Source organism: Thauera sp., from assembly GCF_047601425.1.
In the GTDB taxonomy this organism is placed as follows: Bacteria; Pseudomonadota; Gammaproteobacteria; order Burkholderiales; family Rhodocyclaceae; genus Thauera.
This window is the reverse complement of record NZ_JASGJL010000001.1, coordinates 1,633,630-1,651,138: the sequence shown is the minus strand read 5'-3', so window position 1 is coordinate 1,651,138 and position 17,509 is coordinate 1,633,630. Positions and strand designations below refer to the sequence as shown.

The following is a 17,509-nucleotide window of genomic DNA, read 5'->3' as shown; positions in this document are numbered from 1 at the left end:
TTTCATGGCAATCGGAGAGCGTCGATCTTTTTTCTGAGCGCGGCAACGCGCGTGCTGTCGGAATGGGGGCCGTAGCGCAGGCTGGCGTAGTCAACGCCGATTGCCTGCACCGCGGCGGCGAGTTCGGGAATGGCCGACGCAACCCGCTGTGCGTAGTCATGCGGCCCTTCCCAGGGGTGGCGCGCGAGGCCGCGGCTGGCCAGCTTGGTGCTCAATGCCTGCCAGGCCTGGTCGAGCGGCTCACTGCCGCGTCGTGCGCGATTGGTCCATAGCAACAGGCACAGGAACAGCATGCAGGTGGCGGCGGCCAGTACGCCGGCCAGGCGCCACGCATCGTCGGGGTCGAAGCCCAGACGGGACAGCAGTTCGCGCTGGCGTTCCGGATTGTAGCCAAGAACGCGCTGGTTCCACGCGTTCGACAGGGCTTCCCAGCGCAAGCGCATGTTTCGCAGCCAGTCGTACTGGGCGCGCAGGCTGAAGGGCAGGGCTTCGCCGGCGGGCAGCGCGGCGGCGAGGCCGTCGTCGATGCGGCGGGGTGCAGCGAGATAGGTCGGGTCGACGCGCACCCAGCCGCGGCCGGCGAGCCAGACTTCACTCCAGGCATGGGCGTCGAACTGGCGGACGACGAGGTGGCCATCCATCGGGTTGATTTCGCCGCCCTGATAGCCGGTGACGACGCGCGCCGGCACGCCTGCGGCGCGCATCAGCACGGTGAAGGCGGAGGCGAAGTGTTCGCAGAAGCCGCGCCGGCTGTCGAACAGGAACTCGTCCACGCTGTCGCGACCGAGCAGTGGCGGCTGGAGGGTGTAGAGCAGGCTGGCGTCCTGCAGGTGCGAAATGGCTCTTTGCAGGATCTGTTCGTGTGATTCAGCATCGTTCGCGAGCCGTGCCCCGAGCGCCTGCGTGCGCGGATTGAAGCCGGGCGGCAGCTGCCGTGCAGTGGCCAGCACCGCTTCCGTTTCGGCGAGCCCGACAACGGCTCTCGGGTAGGCGTTCAGCTCATGCTGGACCCGTGACTGGAGCGGCCGCGTGGCAAGCAGCCGGAAGTCGCTGGTGTGCCGCAGCGCCGGACCCGTGGCGGCGGGAAAGTCGAGCGCCAGCAGCCAGCGCTTGCCATGGGGCTCCAGGGTCAGGGAGTAGTCGACGCGTTTGCCGTCCGCCGGGTGAAAGGGCATCGTCGCTTCCTGCGCATGCTCGGCCTGCCAGCTGCGGCCATCGAAGCGTGTCAGCACCGGGCCGCGCCAGTAGCGTTGTCGGCGGGCAGGGATTTCATCCGCAAAGCGGGCCCGGAAGACGATCTCGGCCGACTGGCTCAGGGCGCTGATCGAACCGGGGCTCATCGATTCCGACAAGCCGGTACGGGCGTTGAAGGCATCGGCCGGCATGCCCCACAGGGGGCCTTCGATACGCGGGAACAGCAGGAACAGGAGCAGCATGAAAGGCAGCCCCTGGGCGATCAGGGTTGCCGCCATCCGCAGGTGTTCGCCGCCACGGCCGTTCGGGTCGGTCTGCGCGACCAGGGCTGCGAGGGTAAGAACGCTGGCGCACAGCGCGAGCGCGGCGACCGGAAAGCCCTGGTCCTCGAAGAAGATCGCCAGTTGCAGGAAGAAGCACAGCATCGCCGTCGAGCGGATATCGCGGGCAGCGCGGATCTCGAGCAGCTTGAGGCCAAGCAGCAGCGCCAGCAGTGCCACGCCCGGGTCCTTGCCGAAGAAGTGGCCGAACTCGGCGCGCACGCCGACTGCCGCGGCCACGGTCAGTGGCAACAGAAGCCATTGCGACGGCGCCTGGCGGCCATGCCACAGCAACAGGCCCCGCCAGGCCAGCAGCATGGCACACAGTCCCGTGATCCAGAGCGGCAGCCAGCTTGCGTGCGGAGCCATCGTCAATGCGGCGGCACCGAGCAGCCAGGTGCCCTGGCGGCGGTCGAGCGCGCTGCCGCTACTCGCCGATCGGCGTGCAGCTGCACGCTGTTTCAGCCAGCCGGCAATCATGTTGCGTCCGCCCCGTCCTGCCCTTCGTACAGAGCCAGCTCATCCAGGCAGCGGAACAGATGGCCGCCGCCGCTGCCGCGCGGCACGCTCGTCGCCGGCAAGCTCAGCGACCAGGGGCGGCCGCTGCGTTCGGCTTCCAGCTGCCAGGCGCAGAGGCGCGACAGGCGTTGCTCGACGCCGAGTTCGGACGGTAGTTCGGCCCAGTCCAGTGCCAGTTCCTCGCCTTGCTCGGCGGCGAACTGCTTGGTCATCAGCGGGCCGCCGCGCGCGAGCACTTTCCAGGCAACGTGCCGGGGAGAGTCCGCACGCTGGTGTGGGCGCAAGCCGGCGAAGTCGTCGTCACCGGCCCTGGGTGAGGGCTTGCCGCCGCCCTGTTCCATCGGGCTTGCGGGCAGGGGTGGTGCATCCGCCTCAGGTGCCGGATGGACGATGCAGCCGGCGCCGACGTCGAAAACGCTCCAGGCACGAATCAGCCCCAGCGGCCAGCGGGTCTCGATGACGGTACGTCCGGCCTGCAGCCGGCCGCGGTGCCCGGCTGCGCAGGTGGCTCCGACCACCAGTGTCTGCGCCGGGCCGAGATCGAAAGCGGCTTCCGCGTCATGCAGCTTCAGGCGCAAAGCGGGGCGGCGCGCCTTGCGCGGGTTGTCGATGATGAAACGGAGCGTGGCGGTTTCCCCGGCGAACACCGGATCGCTGCGTCCGGGCTGGATGCGCAGCCCGACGAGGTTGCGCCAGGCGTGCACGATGCTGGCCAGTCCTGCGCCTGCCAGTGCGAAGACCAAGCCGTAGCCGAGGCTCAGGCTGTAGTTGATCGATGCCACCAGCATCGCCAGCAAGGCGACTGCAAAGGTCAGGCCGCCGGCGGTGGGCAGGACATAGATGCGGCGGCTGTCCAGTTCGAGCGGGCTGGTTTCGGGCCCACCGGGCCGGCGCGGCAGCCAGCGGCGGATCAGTGCAGGTGGAGAAGGTGTTGGTGTGCCGGCTGCCGACATGTGGTTCAGGGCAGCGCCACCGACCGGACCAGGCGTGTGAGGGTGGCCGCAGGAATGGGGCGGGCATCGCCGGTCAGATGCAGGCGGTGGGCGGCCACATGCGGGAACAGCGTCTGCACGTCCTCAGGCAGCACATGGTCGCGGCCGTCGATCAAGGCCCAGGCGCGGGCGACCGACAGCAGGCCGAGTCCGGCGCGCGGGCTGAGCCCCGTCGCCAGTTCCGTATCGTGCCGGGTTGCACCGAGCAGGGCCTGCACATAATCGATCAGCCGGTCGGCGACGTGGAGGGTCTGGGCCGTGTGCTGCAGCCCTGCAAGCTCCGACGGGCCGATGACCGGGGTGCGCCGTTCGAGCACGCTGCGCCGGTCCTCACCCGTCAGCAGGGCGCGTTCGGCCATCGGGTCGGGGTAGCCGAGGCGGATGCGAAGCAGGAAGCGGTCGAGCTGGCTTTCCGGCAGCGGAAAGGTGCCGACCTGATGCGCCGGGTTCTGCGTGGCGATGACGAAGAAGGGTTCCGGCAGCTCGAAAGTGTGGCCGTCGGCGGTGATCTGGCGTTCTTCCATCGCTTCGAGCAGCGCACTCTGGGTCTTGGGCGTGGCGCGGTTGATCTCGTCGGCCAGCACCACCTGGGCGAACACCGGGCCAGGGTGGAAGCGAAACGAACTGGTGTCGCGGTCGAAGATCGAGGCGCCGATGATGTCGGCCGGCAGCAGGTCGCTGGTGAACTGGATGCGCTGAAGCTGCAAACCCATCAACTGGGCGAGCGTGTGGGCGAGCGTGGTTTTCCCCACCCCGGGCACATCCTCGATCAGCAGATGCCCGCGTGCGATCAGGCAGGCGAAGGCGAGGCGAAGCTCGTGCTCCTTGCCGAGAATGATCTGGTTCGCCGCCTCCAGCAGGCGTTCTACATGGGGATTGGGCATTTCGGGAGCACTGTGAAATTGACCGCGAAGCGGTGATAATAGGTGACAAAAGCACATTGACCGGCGGAGCCGCTTCACGGTTCACGCCGAGTTGGGCCGGACGCAAGGCCGGGTGACAAACCGAGCCGCCTCCGATCGAGGGGCGGACACGACGTTCAATGCTGGAGAAGGGGAGAGTATGACGACAACGGCGTTCATCACGCATCGCGACTGCTGGCTGCACGACATGGGGGCGATGCACCCCGAATGTCCTGATCGACTCGGTGCGATCAACGACCGCCTGATCGCGTCGGGGCTGGACATGTACGTCTCCTTCTTCGATGCGCCCGTCGCCACGCGTGAGCAGATCATCCGGGTCCATCCCGAGAACTACCTGGACGATCTGCTCGGCAGTGTTCCCGAGCATGGCATCCGCCACCTCGATCCCGACACCGCGATGAGCCCGGGCACCATGAAGGCTGCGCTGCGCTCGGCCGGCGCCGGGGTGATGGCCACCGACATGGTGATGGCCGGCGAGATCGAGAACGCCTTCTGTGCCGTGCGCCCGCCCGGCCACCACGCCGAACGTGCCAAGGCGATGGGCTTCTGCTTCATGAACAACGTTGCCATCGCCGCCCGCCATGCGCTCGAGGCGCACGGACTGGAGCGGGTCGCCATCGTCGATTTCGACGTACACCACGGCAACGGCACCGAGGACATCTTCCGCGACGACCCGCGCGTGATGATGGGCGGCATCTTCCAGCACCCCTTCTATCCCTATTCGGGCGCCGACAACCCGCCGGCCCACATGTGCAACGTGCCGCTGCCGGCCGGCACCCGCGGCGATGCCTTCCGCGAGGCCTTCGGCGAGAAGGTCGTCCCCGCACTGAAAGCCCACAATCCGCAGATGATCTTCATCTCCGCCGGCTTCGATGCCCACTACGAGGACGACATGGGTTCGATGGGGCTGCTCGAGGCGGACTACATCTGGGCCACCCAGCAGATCAAGGACGTTGCCAAGGCCTGCGGCCACACGCGCATCGTGTCCCTGCTCGAAGGCGGCTATTCGCTGTCCTCGCTGGCACGTTCGGTCGTGGCGCACGTCAAGGCGCTCGCCGATCTGTGAGCCGGCAATATTCACAAACATTCCCGTCCCCGGTGCGTGCGCGCAAAAATGCGCGCTGCACTGGCCGCGGGCCGGCGATCGGTTAGAATCAACTTTTTAACGCTCTGGCCAACGCCATGATTACCGGATCGCTTGTCGCAATCGTCACGCCCATGCTCGACGACGGGAGCCTCGATTATCCCCGTCTGCGCAACCTCATCGACTGGCACATCAACGAGGGCACCGACGGCATCGTCATCGTCGGCACCACCGGTGAATCGCCCACCGTCGATGTCGAAGAACACTGCGAACTCATTCGTGTCACGGTCGAGCATGCGGCAGGACGAGTGCCTGTCATTGCCGGCACGGGCGCCAATTCAACCGTCGAGGCGGTCGAACTGGCGCAGTTCGCCAAGCAGGCCGGCGCCGCTGCCCATCTGTCGGTCGTGCCTTATTACAACCGCCCGACCCAGGAAGGCCTCTATCGCCATTTCCGCACCATCGCGGAATCGGTTGAACCTGCCGCTGATCCTGTACAACGTGCCGGGCCGCACCGTTGCCGACCTCGCCAACGACACCACCCTGCGCCTGGCCGAAGTGCCGAACATCGTCGGCATCAAGGACGCCACCGGCAATCTGGACCGTGCCTGCGACCTGGTCGAACGCGCGCCCGAAGGCTTCGCCCTGTACAGCGGCGACGACATGTCTTCGGCCGCCTTCCTGATGCTCGGCGGCCACGGCGTCATCTCGGTGACGGCCAACGTCGCGCCGCGGGCGATGCACGAACTGTGCGCCGCCGCTGCCGCGGGCGACATGCGCAAGTTGCGCGAAACCAATGCTGCGCTGACGGGGCTGCACCGTGACCTGTTCTGCGAAGCCAATCCGATTCCGGTCAAGTGGGCGGTCGCCCGCATGGGACTGATCGGTGACGGCATCCGCCTGCCGCTGACGCAACTGACCGAGCCCTGCCACGAGCGCGTGCTGAAGGCGATGCGCAAGGCTGGCATCCGGGTCTGATCCGAACCTTTTTCCGCAGGAACTTCATGAATCGCTCCATGCGCACTCCCGTTTCCCTGATCGCGCTGTCCGTGGCGCTTGCCGGTTGCTCGACCACGCTGTTCGAATCCAAACGCATCGACTACAAGGGTGCGAAGCAGATGCAGCGGCCGCTCGAGATTCCGCCGGACCTGACCGCGCCCACGCGCGACGACCGCTTCGCCGTGCCCGACGTCACGCCGCGAGGCGTGGCGACCTATTCCGCCTACACTGCGGACCGTGCCGACCAGCCGGCCGCATCCACCGGGCCGGAAGTGCTTGCCGCGCCCGACACCATGCGCATCGAGCGTGCCGGCAGCCAGCGCTGGCTGGTCGTTGCCGGCAAGGCGGACGAGCTGTGGCCGCAGATCAAGGATTTCTGGCTCGAACTCGGTTTCATCCTGAACATCGACAGCCCGGACATCGGCGTCATGGAAACCGATTGGGCCGAAGACCGCGCCAAGATCCCGCAGGACTTCCTGCGTTCGACGATCGGCAAGGTGTTCGACGGCCTGTTCTCCACGCCCGAGCGCGACAAGTTCCGCACCCGCCTGGAGCAGGGCAAGGATGACGGCACGGTCGAGATTTACGTCAGCCACCGCGGCATGATGGAAATCTATCCGAACGAAGCCAAGGACTCGACGATCTGGCAACCGCGCCCGGCCGACCCCGAGCTCGAGGCTGAAATGCTGCGTCGCCTGATGGTGCACCTCGGCGCAGAAGAAGCGCGCGCCGAAGCTGCACTGACCAGCGCACCGAGCGAAGAACGCGCCCGCATTGCCTCCGGTACAGATGGCCAGGCCCGTCTGGTCATGGAAGAGTCCTTCGATCGCGCCTGGCGCCGTGTCGGCCTGGCGCTGGACCGCATCGGCTTCACCGTCGAAGACCGCGACCGCGCCCAGGGCCTGTACTTCGTGCGCTATGTCGATCCCGAGGCCGACAACAAGACCGATGACAAGGGCTTCCTGTCCAAGCTGGCCTTCTGGCGCAGCGACGACAAGCCGGCGCAGGGCGGCAGCGAATACCGCCTGCACGTGCAGGGCCAGGGCAGCGACTCGCTGGTCACGGTGCTCACCCGCGAGGGCGGCGCCGACACCTCCGAGACGGCCAAGCGCATTCTTGGCCTGTTGCACAACGAGCTTCGCTGACCGGCCATCGTGCCGTGGCCATGCCATGGCACGATCGGGCACAAAAAAGCCGGCATCAGCCGGCTTTTTTGCATCATGCCACTGTGAAAATCACTTGGTGGCTTCCTTGGCCTTTTCGACGGCAGCTTCGGCGGCAGCCTTGGCCGCATCGACAGCCTCGCCCGCGGCTTCCTTGGTTGCAGCCGCACCTTCCTTGGCTGCATCGACGGCGGCGGCAGTGTGTTCCTTGGCAGCGTCAACAAGATTGGCCGCACCTTCCTTGGTGGCGTCAACCGCGTCAGCAGCGGTCTCCTTGGCCGCATCGACCGCTTCAGCGGCACTTTCCTTTGCGGCATCGACGGCTTCGCCAGCGCTTTCCTTCGCGGCTTCGGCGCCTTCCTTCGCCGCTTCCACTGCGTGCTCGGCAGCTTCCTTGGCTTGTTCCTGCACGCTCGGAGCGGGCGTCGAAACAGGGGCGGGCGCTTCCTGCTTGCCGCAAGCGGAAACGGCGATGGCAACGAGGGCGGCGACGAGAAGGGATTGTTTCATTGCTTTTTTCCTTTTTCGAGTTGAGTGCCGCCGGCTGCAGGGCAGCCAGTGGCATGGGTGTAGCGGTCACGGCTTGAAGCGCGGCAAGTCTAGCACGCAGCCAAGGAAAATCCGTGTCGGATGTTGCGTCGCAAAATGTGAGCGTATTTTTCCGTCACGCATGGCCGCGATCGGTTCCGGATGCCCGACTGCATGGCGTCGCAGATTGCCTTGGCAAGGCGAAGCACGCGGTTCATCTGTCCGTGTCGGTGGCCGCGAGACTGGCGTTTTGGCTGCGGTATCGCGCCGCTTGGGATGTCGTTGGCAACCGATGGCACGACGGTGCTTTGGATCAGGCGCCAGGGTTGCCGAAACCGTTTTCGTACCATTCGTACAGCAAGTCCAGCAACTTGGTCGGGCTGCCGGCGAAATCATCCGCCGGCAGTGCGCGGCGATGGGCGAGGCGGGCGATGATGTCGCCAAGCGCGGGGGCGGATTCCCCCCCGAATTCCGTCCCTAATTCAACCAACTCGCCGTTCAGGTAGAAACCCGCGGCCGAGAACAGTAGCAGGCTGCGGGCATCCAGTTCGAAGCCGTGCTTGCGCACTGCGCGCTCGAAGGCCTTGCGGCTCAGGCTTTCCTCGGGCGGATCGAAGAAGACGTGGGCTTTCGGCTCGGTGAGATAGGTTCCGACGAATTCCTCGATGTCCGCGCGCGTCCAGCGGATGCCGGACAGCATGTGTTCGATCTGGTCGACCATGCGGCTGCCGATCTCTGCCGAGTTCTGCTGCAGTTCCAGACCCGGGTCAGCATAGATGCCGTCGAGCTGGATGCGCTCCTGCAGCCAGCCGAGGAATTCGGTGCCGAGTTCCTGCGCGGTGGGCGAGCGGAAGCCGATGGAGTAGGTGGTGCATTCGCCGATGGCGATGCCGTTGTGCGCCCAGTGCGGCGGCAGGTAGAGCATGTCGCCGGGCTCCAGCACCCAGTCTTCGGTTGGCTGGAAGTTCTTCAGGATGCGCAGCGGCGCGCCTTCGATCAGCGTGCGGTCGGCCTGGTCGGCGATCTGCCAGCGGCGCTTGCCCGTGCCTTGCAGCAGGAACACGTCATAGTTGTCGAAGTGCGGGCCGACGCCGCCGCCATCGACGGCGTAGCTCACCATCAGGTCGTCCAGCCGTGCCTGCGGGATGAAGTCGAAGCAGTGCAGCAGGCGGTCGCCTTCGGGCACCCACAGGTTCAGGCCTTGCACCAGCACCGTCCAGGGCTGCTTCTTGCCGCGCAGGCGGCCGCGGCTCTGCGGGCCGTGCTCCAGCGTCCATTCACCTTCGAGGCCGTCGGCGGGCAGGCGGATGTAGCGCGATTCGACGTCGGGGTCGCAGGCAAGCTCGAACAGTTCGTCGCGCTCCAGCACGCCCTGGAAGCCGGGCACGGCCTGGCGGATCAGCAGGGGTTTCTTTTGCCAGTATTCGGCAAGGAACTCGCGCGCCGACAGGCCGCCGAGCAGGGTTTCGAGGGTTGGCAAATGAGTTGGCAAATGAGTAGGCAGATTCATGGCGCGGATTATAGGCCCGGGCGCCGCCGGGTACTGGCGCTGCTGCGGAGGTGGCCGCGACAGAGGTGGCAGGAGGCGCAGGAAGCGGGGGGCCGGACGCGGTAGAATCGCGCCACTTTTCTTGGCGGAATCCCCATGTCGGCAGCAGTCATCGAATCGCTGGATCACGAAGGCCGTGGCATCGCGCATGTCGACGGCAAGGCCGTCTTCATCGAAGGCGCGCTGCCCGGCGAGCAGGTGGAATACACGGTATTGCGCGAGCGGCCGCGCTATGCCCAGGCCGAAACGGCGCGGGTGTTGAAGGCGAGCGCGCAGCGGGTCGAGCCGCGCTGTATACATTTCGGCACCTGCGGCGGCTGTTCGATGCAGCATCTCGATCCGGTGGCGCAGGCCGCGGCTAAGCAGCGCATCCTGGAAGACGCGCTGTGGCACATCGGCAAGGTCGAGCCCGAGGTCATTTACCCGGCCATCCACGGTCCGGCCTGGGGCTACCGCTATCGTGCGCGGCTGACCGTGCGCGTGGTGCCGAGCAAGGGCGGGGTGCTGGTCGGCTTCCACCAGAAGCGTTCGAGCCACATCGCCGACATGCAGTCCTGTCCGGTGCTGCCACCGGCGATTTCCGCGCTGGTGCCGGAACTACACCGCCTGATCGCCAGACTGTCGATCGCCGACCGTGTGCCGCAGATCGAGATCGCCGTCAGCGATACCGCGACTGCCTTCGTGTTCCGCCACCTGCTGCCCTTCAGCGAGGGCGACCGGCGTGCGCTGGCCGCGTTCGCCGATGCCCACGGCATCCAGGCCTGGGCGCAGCCCGGCGGCCCGGACACCGCCGCGCCGCTGCACCCGCAGGGCGGCGCCGGCTTGGCCTATACCCTGCCCGAGTTCGACGTGCGGATGGATTTCCGCCCCACCGATTTCACCCAGGTCAATGTACACATCAACCGCCTGCTGATCCGGCGCGCGATGCAACTGCTCGATCCGCAGCGGGGCGAGCGCATCGCCGATCTGTTCTGCGGCCTGGGCAACTTCAGCCTGCCGATCGCGCGCCGCGGCGCGACGATGGTGGGGGTGGAGGGCAGCGAGGCGCTGGTCGAGCGCGCCCGGGCCAATGCCGCGGCCAACGGCCTGGCGGAACGCTGCGAATTCCATGCCGCCAACCTGTTCGAGGCCACCGAGGACAGCCTCGCGGCGCTCGGGCCGCTCGACAAACTGCTGATCGACCCGCCGCGCGAAGGCGCGATCGCGGTGGTCAAGGCGGTCAGCCCGCTGCAGCGCCCGCCGCGCATCGTGTACGTGTCATGCAGCCCGGCCACGCTGGCGCGCGACGCGGCGGTGCTGGTACATGAAAAGGGCTATGTGCTGCGCGGTGCCGGCATCGCCAACATGTTCCCGCAGACCTCGCATGTCGAATCGATTGCGCTTTTCGAGCTGGGCGAACAGGGCTGAAGGCTTTTCATTTTGGCCTGCAACTGAAACAATCACGGCCTGTGATTCATAATTATGGACGAAGAGGGCATGGCGTCCCGTTCCCCCGACCCCGATTTCCCGGCCCGTGGCAGCACTGCTTCCGGTAGCGGCCCCGTGCGTGACGAGCAGGCCGCCTGGCAGCGGCGCAGCATCGCCCAGGTGTGGCATCCCTGCACCCAGATGCAGCGCCTGCAGGCGGTGCCGCCGCTGCCGATCGCGCGCGGTCAGGGGCCGTGGCTGTACGACTACGCCGGCGGGCGCTATTTCGACGCCAACAGCTCGTGGTGGGTGAACCTCTTCGGTCACGCCGATGCGGGCATCAACGCCGCGCTGCGCGACCAGCTCGAAACCTTGCCGCACGTGATGCTGGCCGGCTGCACCCATGCGCCGGCGGTGGAGCTGGCCGAGCGCCTGTCGGCGCTGACCGGCGGCGTGCTCGGCCACGTCTTCTTTGCCAGCGACGGCGCCTCGGCGGTCGAGATCGCGCTGAAGATGAGCTTTCACTGCTGGCGCAACCGCGGCCGCGACAGCAAGCGCGAATTCGTCTGCGTACGTCACGGCTACCACGGCGAGACCCTGGGCGCGCTGGCGGTGACCGACGTCACGGTGTTCCGCGACGCCTATGCGCCGCTGCTGCTGCGGTCCCACATCGTTGCCTCGCCTGATGCCCGCCAGGCCGGCCCAGGCGAGACCGCCGCCGACGTCGCCGAACGTGCGCTGGACGAGGTGCGTGCCTTGTTCGAAGCCCGCCACGAACACATCGCCGCCTTCATCGTCGAGCCGCTGGTGCAGTGCGCCGCCGGCATGGCGATGTACGACCCGGCCTACCTGCGCGGCCTGCGTGCGCTGTGCGAGCGCTACGACGTCCATCTGATCGCCGACGAGATCGCCGTCGGCTGCGGCCGCAGCGGCAGCTTCTTCGCCTTCGAGCAGGCGGCGGGCGAGGGGCAGACGCCGTTGTGGCCGGACTTCATCTGCCTGTCGAAAGGCATCAGCGGCGGCTACCTGCCGCTGTCGCTGGTGCTGAGCCGGAACGAGGTCTACGAAGCCTTCCTCGACGACGAGGTCGCGCGCGGCTTCCTGCACTCGCATTCCTACACCGGCAACGCGCTCGCCTGCCGCGCGGCGCTGGCGGTGCTCGACCGCTTCGCGCAGGAAGACGTGCTGGTCCGCAACCGGGCCAGCGCCGAGGCGCTGACGGCTGCGCTGGCGCCGCTGGCCGAGGATCCGCGCATCGAGCACCTGCGCCGGCGCGGCATGATCTGGGCTTTCGACGTGGGTGAAGAATGGGCCGGCGAGCGCTTCGCTGAACGTTTCCATCTCGCCGGGCGCCGCCACGAACTGCTGATCCGGCCGATCGGCCGCACGGTGTACCTGATGCCGCCCTACGTGCTCGACGACGATCTGTCCGCCTGGCTGGCGGCACGGGTGCGGGCGACGCTCGACGACGTGCTGGCAGACGGCACCCCCACCCGGAGTAGCGATGCTGCTGGCGCATCTGACCCGGCGACGGCTTGAGCGCGAGGCCGCGGCGCTGCTGCGCCGCCGCCGAATCGCTGCCTCGCCCTGCGCGCCCTTGCAGACCGTCGACAGCGGCGAGGGCGGTGTACGCCGGTTGCTGAACTTCGGCAGCAACGACTACCTCGGCCTCGCCAGCCACCCGGACATCTCCGCCGCGCTGGCCGAAGGCGCGCAACGCTGGGGCGCGGGCAGCGGCGCTTCGCACCTGGTCACCGGCCACAGCCAGGCCCACGCCCGGCTCGAAGGCGAACTGGCGCAACTGCTGTCGCCCTGGGTGCCGGATGCGGCGGCGCTGCTGTTCTGCAGCGGCTTCATGGCCAACCTGGCGCTGTTGACTACGCTCGGCGCCGAGCAGGCGGCGATCTTCGCCGACAAGCTCAATCACGCATCGCTGGTCGATGGCGGCCTGCTCGCGGCGGCAAGGATGCGGCGTTATCCGCATGGCCGCCTCGATCTGCTCGATGCCATGCTGTGCGACTGCGAGCAGCCGATCCGGCTGATCGTCACCGACGCGGTGTTCAGCATGGACGGCGACGTCGCGCCGCTGCCCGAACTGCTGGCATTGGCCGAATGCCACGACGCCTGGCTGATCATCGACGACGCCCACGGTTTCGGCGTGCTCGGTCCGAACGGCGAGGGCGCGCTGGCGCATTTCGGCCTGCGCAGCGAGCGCCTGATCTACATGGGCACGCTCGGCAAGGCCGCCGGCGTGGCGGGCGCTTTCGTCGCCGCCCATCCGGCGGTCGTCGATGCGCTGGTGCAGGGCGGCCGCAGCTACATCTACACCACCGCGATGCCGCCTGCGCTGGCCCACGCGCTGAGCGCCAGCCTGAAGCTGATCGCGGGTGAGGAGGGCGCCGCGCGGCGGCAACGGCTCGCCACGCTGACGACCACGCTGCGCGAGCGCCTGTCCGCCCTGATCGCCCGCCATCCCGGTCGCGGCTGGTTACTGGCCGATTCCGCCACGCCGATCCAGCCGCTGATCGTCGGTGACAACGCCGCCGCACTGGCACTGGCTTCGGCGCTCGACGCCGCCGGGCTGTGGGTGCCGGCCATCCGCCCGCCCACGGTGCCGGCCAATACCGCGCGGCTGCGCATCACGCTGAGCGCGGCGCATACGCCGGACGACGTCGAGCGGCTGTGCGAGGCCCTTGCAAGCGCGCTGGCAATGTGCCCTGTCGCCCAAGGAGCCACCCCATGAACCCGCCCGTGCAAGGCATCTTCATCACCGGCACCGACACCGAGATCGGCAAGACCACCATCGCCGCCGCCATCGTCGGCCTGCTCGGCAGAACCGGGCTGCGTGTCGCCGGGCTGAAGCCGGTCGCCGCCGGCACCAGCCAGATCGACGGCGAGTCCATCAACGAGGACGTCCATGCGCTGCGTGCCGTGAGCAGCGTGGCGCTGAGCGCCGATGAGATCGCGCCCTACCAGTTCGACGCCGCCTGCGCGCCGCACGTCGCTGCCGCACTCGAAGACCGCAACATCGATCGCGGCCGTATACTGGCGGCCATCCAGGCTGCGGCTGCGCGCTGCGACCGGGTGGTGGTGGAAGGCGTGGGCGGTTTCCGCGTGCCTTTTGATGCCGTCGGCGGCTGGGACAGCGCCGACCTGGCGCGTGACCTCGATCTGCCGGTGCTGATGGTGGTTGGCCTGCGTCTGGGTGTCATCAACCATGCTTTGCTCACTGCCGAAGCCATTCGCGCGCGCGGGCTGCGGCTGTGCGGCTGGGTGGCCAACACCGTCAACCCGGCGATGGCCCAGGTATCCGCGACGCTCGATGCGCTGGCCGTCGGCCTGGGCAGCGCGCCTTGCCTGGGCCTGGTGCCGCGCCTGCCGGCAGCGACGCCCGAAGCCATCGCCCCTTATCTGAACGTGCCTGCGCTGCACCGATTGTTCGATTCCGATTCCGCTCTCAAGGAGAACCCATGACCACTGTCGCCACCGTGTCGCCCGACGCCCTGCGCCGTACCGCACCCCAGCCCGCCCCGGCGGCCACAGGCGCCTGGCGCGTCGAAGAGGTCGAAGCCCTGTTCGCACTGCCTTTCATGGAACTGGTGTTCCGTGCCCAGCAGGTCCATCGCCAGCATTTCGACCCGAGCGAGATCCAGCTGTCGACGCTGCTGTCGATCAAGACCGGCGGCTGCGCCGAGGACTGCGGCTACTGCTCGCAGTCCGCCCACTTCGACACCGGCCTGAAGGCCGAGAAGCTGATGCCGGTCGATGAGGTGCTGGAAGCCGCCCGCGCCGCCAAGGCCCAGGGCGCCAGCCGCTTCTGCATGGGCGCGGCCTGGCGCTCGCCCAAGCCGCGCGATATGGAGCGGGTGACGACGATGGTGCGCGAAGTGAAGGCGCTCGGCCTCGAGACCTGCATGACGCTCGGCATGCTGGACGAAGGCCAGGCCCATTCGCTGAAGGATGCCGGCCTCGACTACTACAACCACAACCTCGACACCGCGCCGGAGTACTACGGCAAGGTCATCGGCACCCGTACCTACCAGGACCGTCTCGACACTCTCGGCAACGTGCGCGCCGCCGGCATCAACGTCTGCAGCGGCGGCATCGTCGGCATGGGCGAGACCCGCGCCCACCGAGCCGGGCTGATCGCCCAGCTCGCCAACCTCGAGCCGCCGCCCGAATCGGTGCCGATCAACAACCTCGTGCCGATCCCCGGCACGCCGCTGGCCGACGTCGATCCGATCGACCCCTTCGAGTTCGTGCGCACCATCGCGGTGGCGCGCATCACGATGCCGGCCAGCTACGTCCGCCTGTCGGCCGGGCGCCAGGAAATGGACGAAGCCCTGCAGGCGCTGTGCCTGATGGCGGGCGCCAACTCCATCTTCTACGGTGACCACCTGCTGACCACGCCCAACCCCGGCACAGGCCGCGACCGCAGCCTGCTCGACCGGCTCGACATGCGCATCGAGGGGCAGGGCGCCGCATGAACACGGCGGCCAACGCCGGCCTGCCGGCCTTCGATGCCGGCTTCCTGCGCGACCCCTATCCTGCTTACCGCGCCCTGCGTGAGGCCGGGCCGCTGCACTGGTGCGAGGATTTCTTCCAGGGTGCGTGGCTGGTGACGCGGCACGAGGACGTCGAGCGCGTGCTGCGCGACCAGCGTTTCTCGTCGCAGCGCACCGGCGGCTGGGTGAAGCGCACGGAAGGGCTGGACGCGGCGCATGGCGGAGGCTATGCGGCGGCCCGGAGCAAAGGCGGCCTGGATCGCTTCCAGCGCCTGTTCTCGCGGGCAATGGTGTTCCTCGACGCCCCCGATCACACCCGGCTGCGCAGGGCCATGCTGGGTGGATTTCATCCGGCGACGATCCGCGACCTTGCACCCGAGATCGAGCGCCTGGCCGACGAGATCCTCGATGGCCTGGACGGCGAGCAGGGCTTCGACTTCATCGAAATGGTCGCCAGGCCGCTGCCTTCGCGTGTCATCGGCCTGATGCTCGGCATCAGCCGTGCCGACGAAGCGCAATTCATCGCCTGGTCGGAAGAATTGGCGGTCTTCATCGGCGCCGTCCGGCCCGACATGGAACAACTGCAGCACGCCCAGCGCAGCCTGATGCAACTGGTGCGCTATTTCGACGCCCTGATCGAAACCCGCCGCCGCAAGCCCGGCATCGATCTCGTCAGCCGTCTGGTGCAGGCCGAGCAGCAGGGCCTGGTGCGGGCTGATGGCGAACTGCTCGCGCAATGCGCGATGCTGCTGTTCGCCGGCCACGAAACGACTCGCAACCTGCTCGGCAATGGCTTGTTCACGCTGCTGTCGCATCCCGGCCAATGGCAGGCGCTGTGCGCGCAGCCGGACGGCATGAACGCAGCGGTACGCGAAATCCTGCGTTACGACAGCCCGGTGCAATACACCGGCCGCCGCGTCAGCCGCGAAATCGAGATGCACGGCCATACCCTGCGCCGTGGTGAGCTGGTCATCGCCCTGATCGGCTCGGCCAACCGCGACCCGGCGCGTTACTCCGAGCCCGAACGCTTCGACATCGCCCGCGGCGAAGGCAGCCATCTCGCCTTCGGCAGCGGCCCGCACGTCTGCATTGGCGCCGGCCTGTCGATGCTCGAAGCCGACATCACGCTGCGCGCGTTGATGCGCCGCTGGCCCGGTTTGCGGCTGACCGATGCCGAGCCGCGGTGGAATGGCAATGCCGCGCTGCGCGGGCTGCTGCGGCTGCCGGTGCGGTGCGTCGGCACAGGGAAGGGGGCTGGGGTGCAGGAGAGCTGCCAGCCGAGGCCCGAGGCAAGCATGCCGGTCATGTGACGAGTTGAAACGGCGCACCGTCAGCCCGGTGCTATAATCGCGCGCTCTTGCGGAGGCGTGGCAGAGCGGTTGAATGCAACGGTCTTGAAAACCGTCAGGGGTTTACGCCCCTCGTGAGTTCGAATCTCACCGCCTCCGCCAGACTGCCGATTGCCCCACGAATCGGTGACACGGCCTTCCACGCGAAGACAAAATCCAGGAAAAGCTGGAATGCACAATGTGGACGTCGAGAATTTCGACTTGCGGTTCGACCGACTGACCCTGGCCGACGTATCGCCGCAAAGGATGCAGGATGAAGCCGCTGCGATCTTCGAGCTGTTTCTTCGGCGCGAGGCCGAGTTCGGAGTCCACCCCTCCGTTGTGATCCACTATCCGGACATCTCGGACCGATCGGACAAGGGGTTCATCGGCGAGGCCGCGCGGTATATCGCAGCTCAAGCCGATAGCCTGGCCTCGGCAGGACGTGCGCTTGCTCGTATTGTGGTGCTGACGACCTTTGGCGACCTCGTCGGACCGTCTCTCGTGGCGGCGGGCTTCAATCCCATTCTCATCGACATGCCTGCCGGGCCGGATCACACCTATGCTTTCACGTTCGATCCGATGCCAACGGAAAGAGGCCTTACGCTCTATGTCGAAGCTGTGAACGAGGCGGACGAAAAGATAAGGCCCGCATTCATATTGAAGCTGACGGACAGCCAGGGCCGCCTCCACGGCGGGGCTTGTGGCTCCATCCATGATCGCGGCGGCAGGCGCTATGCCTATCTTGCGACGATGACGGTCGCGGCCGAGGCAGCGAGGGGAACGGGAACCTTCCTTGCCGAGGAGCTTTTCCGCTTCTTGCGGGATCAGGGCGTATCGACCGTTCACCTTGGCACACAGACCGCTGCCGCCTTTTACCAGAAGCTCGGCTTCAAGGTCGTCCACAGACTTGTGCCGGGAATGCGTATCCGGACGACGGGCGGCAAGGAGATCAGGGACGACTTGGTCATGCTGGCCATGGATTTATGATTCGGACA

Annotated in this window: 14 protein-coding genes, 1 tRNA gene and 1 pseudogene; 11 read left to right on the top strand and 5 right to left on the bottom strand. The window is 67.4% G+C overall.

Annotated elements, in window-relative coordinates; translation table 11 throughout:
- Positions 1–2: 2 nt before the first annotated feature.
- Genes QM748_RS08025 through QM748_RS08015 form a run of 3 tightly spaced genes read right to left on the bottom strand, consistent with a single transcriptional unit; the run spans position 3 to position 3,909 of the window.
- Positions 3–1,994, bottom strand: coding sequence for a transglutaminase TgpA family protein (locus QM748_RS08025; RefSeq protein ID WP_415246476.1), 1,992 nt, complete (start codon positions 1,992–1,994; stop codon positions 3–5).
- Positions 1,991–2,986, bottom strand: a complete 996-nt coding sequence (locus QM748_RS08020) for a DUF58 domain-containing protein (RefSeq protein WP_415246475.1) — start codon at positions 2,984–2,986, stop codon at positions 1,991–1,993. Before QM748_RS08020 ends, QM748_RS08025 begins: the two co-directional genes overlap by 4 nt.
- Positions 2,987–2,991: 5 nt before the next feature.
- A complete protein-coding gene (locus QM748_RS08015) occupies positions 2,992–3,909 on the bottom strand; it encodes an AAA family ATPase (RefSeq protein WP_415246474.1) in 918 nt (305 codons plus the stop codon).
- A 178-nt stretch (positions 3,910–4,087) separates the two neighbouring features.
- Between QM748_RS08015 and QM748_RS08010 the strand changes: the two genes are divergently transcribed.
- The 3 genes and pseudogenes from QM748_RS08010 (at position 4,088) to bamC (ending at position 7,176) form a co-directional block, all read left to right on the top strand.
- Positions 4,088–5,014: a histone deacetylase family protein gene (locus QM748_RS08010; RefSeq protein WP_415246473.1), complete on the top strand. Its 927-nt coding sequence runs from the start codon at positions 4,088–4,090 to the stop codon at positions 5,012–5,014.
- 116 nt (positions 5,015–5,130) lie between these two features.
- A pseudogene (gene dapA / locus QM748_RS08005) lies at positions 5,131–6,010 on the top strand (4-hydroxy-tetrahydrodipicolinate synthase).
- A 26-nt stretch (positions 6,011–6,036) separates the two neighbouring features.
- Positions 6,037–7,176 (top strand): outer membrane protein assembly factor BamC, encoded by a 1,140-nt coding sequence (gene bamC / locus QM748_RS08000; protein ID WP_415246472.1) that lies wholly within the window; start codon positions 6,037–6,039, stop codon positions 7,174–7,176.
- 90 nt (positions 7,177–7,266) lie between these two features.
- On the opposite strand, the gene QM748_RS07995 is transcribed toward bamC, so the two are convergent.
- Both QM748_RS07995 and QM748_RS07990 read right to left on the bottom strand, forming a co-directional pair.
- Entirely contained in the window at positions 7,267–7,704 is a 438-nt protein-coding gene (locus QM748_RS07995; protein ID WP_415246471.1) for a hypothetical protein, read from the bottom strand.
- A gap of 331 nt (positions 7,705–8,035) precedes the next feature.
- A complete protein-coding gene (locus QM748_RS07990) occupies positions 8,036–9,202 on the bottom strand; it encodes a JmjC domain-containing protein (RefSeq protein ID WP_415246470.1) in 1,167 nt (388 codons plus the stop codon).
- A gap of 165 nt (positions 9,203–9,367) precedes the next feature.
- Between QM748_RS07990 and rlmD the strand changes: the two genes are divergently transcribed.
- From rlmD to QM748_RS07950, 8 genes are all read left to right on the top strand, one after another.
- Entirely contained in the window at positions 9,368–10,678 is a 1,311-nt protein-coding gene (rlmD, locus tag QM748_RS07985; protein ID WP_415246469.1) for a 23S rRNA (uracil(1939)-C(5))-methyltransferase RlmD, read from the top strand.
- A gap of 69 nt (positions 10,679–10,747) precedes the next feature.
- Positions 10,748–12,217: an adenosylmethionine--8-amino-7-oxononanoate transaminase gene (gene bioA, locus QM748_RS07980; RefSeq protein ID WP_415246468.1), complete on the top strand. Its 1,470-nt coding sequence runs from the start codon at positions 10,748–10,750 to the stop codon at positions 12,215–12,217.
- Complete coding sequence (bioF, locus tag QM748_RS07975; protein WP_415246467.1) at positions 12,183–13,421, top strand: 8-amino-7-oxononanoate synthase; 1,239 nt, start codon at positions 12,183–12,185, stop codon at positions 13,419–13,421. Before bioA ends, bioF begins: the two co-directional genes overlap by 35 nt.
- On the top strand, positions 13,418–14,152 hold the full coding sequence (bioD, locus tag QM748_RS07970; RefSeq protein WP_415246466.1) for a dethiobiotin synthase: 735 nt from the start codon (positions 13,418–13,420) through the stop codon (positions 14,150–14,152). The genes bioF and bioD overlap by 4 nt, the downstream gene beginning before the upstream one ends.
- Positions 14,149–15,165, top strand: coding sequence for a biotin synthase BioB (bioB, locus tag QM748_RS07965; protein ID WP_415246465.1), 1,017 nt, complete (start codon positions 14,149–14,151; stop codon positions 15,163–15,165). The genes bioD and bioB overlap by 4 nt, the downstream gene beginning before the upstream one ends.
- Positions 15,162–16,493 (top strand): cytochrome P450, encoded by a 1,332-nt coding sequence (locus QM748_RS07960; protein ID WP_415246464.1) that lies wholly within the window; start codon positions 15,162–15,164, stop codon positions 16,491–16,493. Before bioB ends, QM748_RS07960 begins: the two co-directional genes overlap by 4 nt.
- A gap of 51 nt (positions 16,494–16,544) precedes the next feature.
- Positions 16,545–16,634 (top strand) — tRNA-Ser (locus QM748_RS07955).
- Positions 16,635–16,703: 69 nt separating this feature from the next.
- Complete coding sequence (locus QM748_RS07950) at positions 16,704–17,501, top strand: GNAT family N-acetyltransferase (RefSeq protein ID WP_415246463.1); 798 nt, start codon at positions 16,704–16,706, stop codon at positions 17,499–17,501.
- Positions 17,502–17,509: the final 8 nt, after the last annotated feature.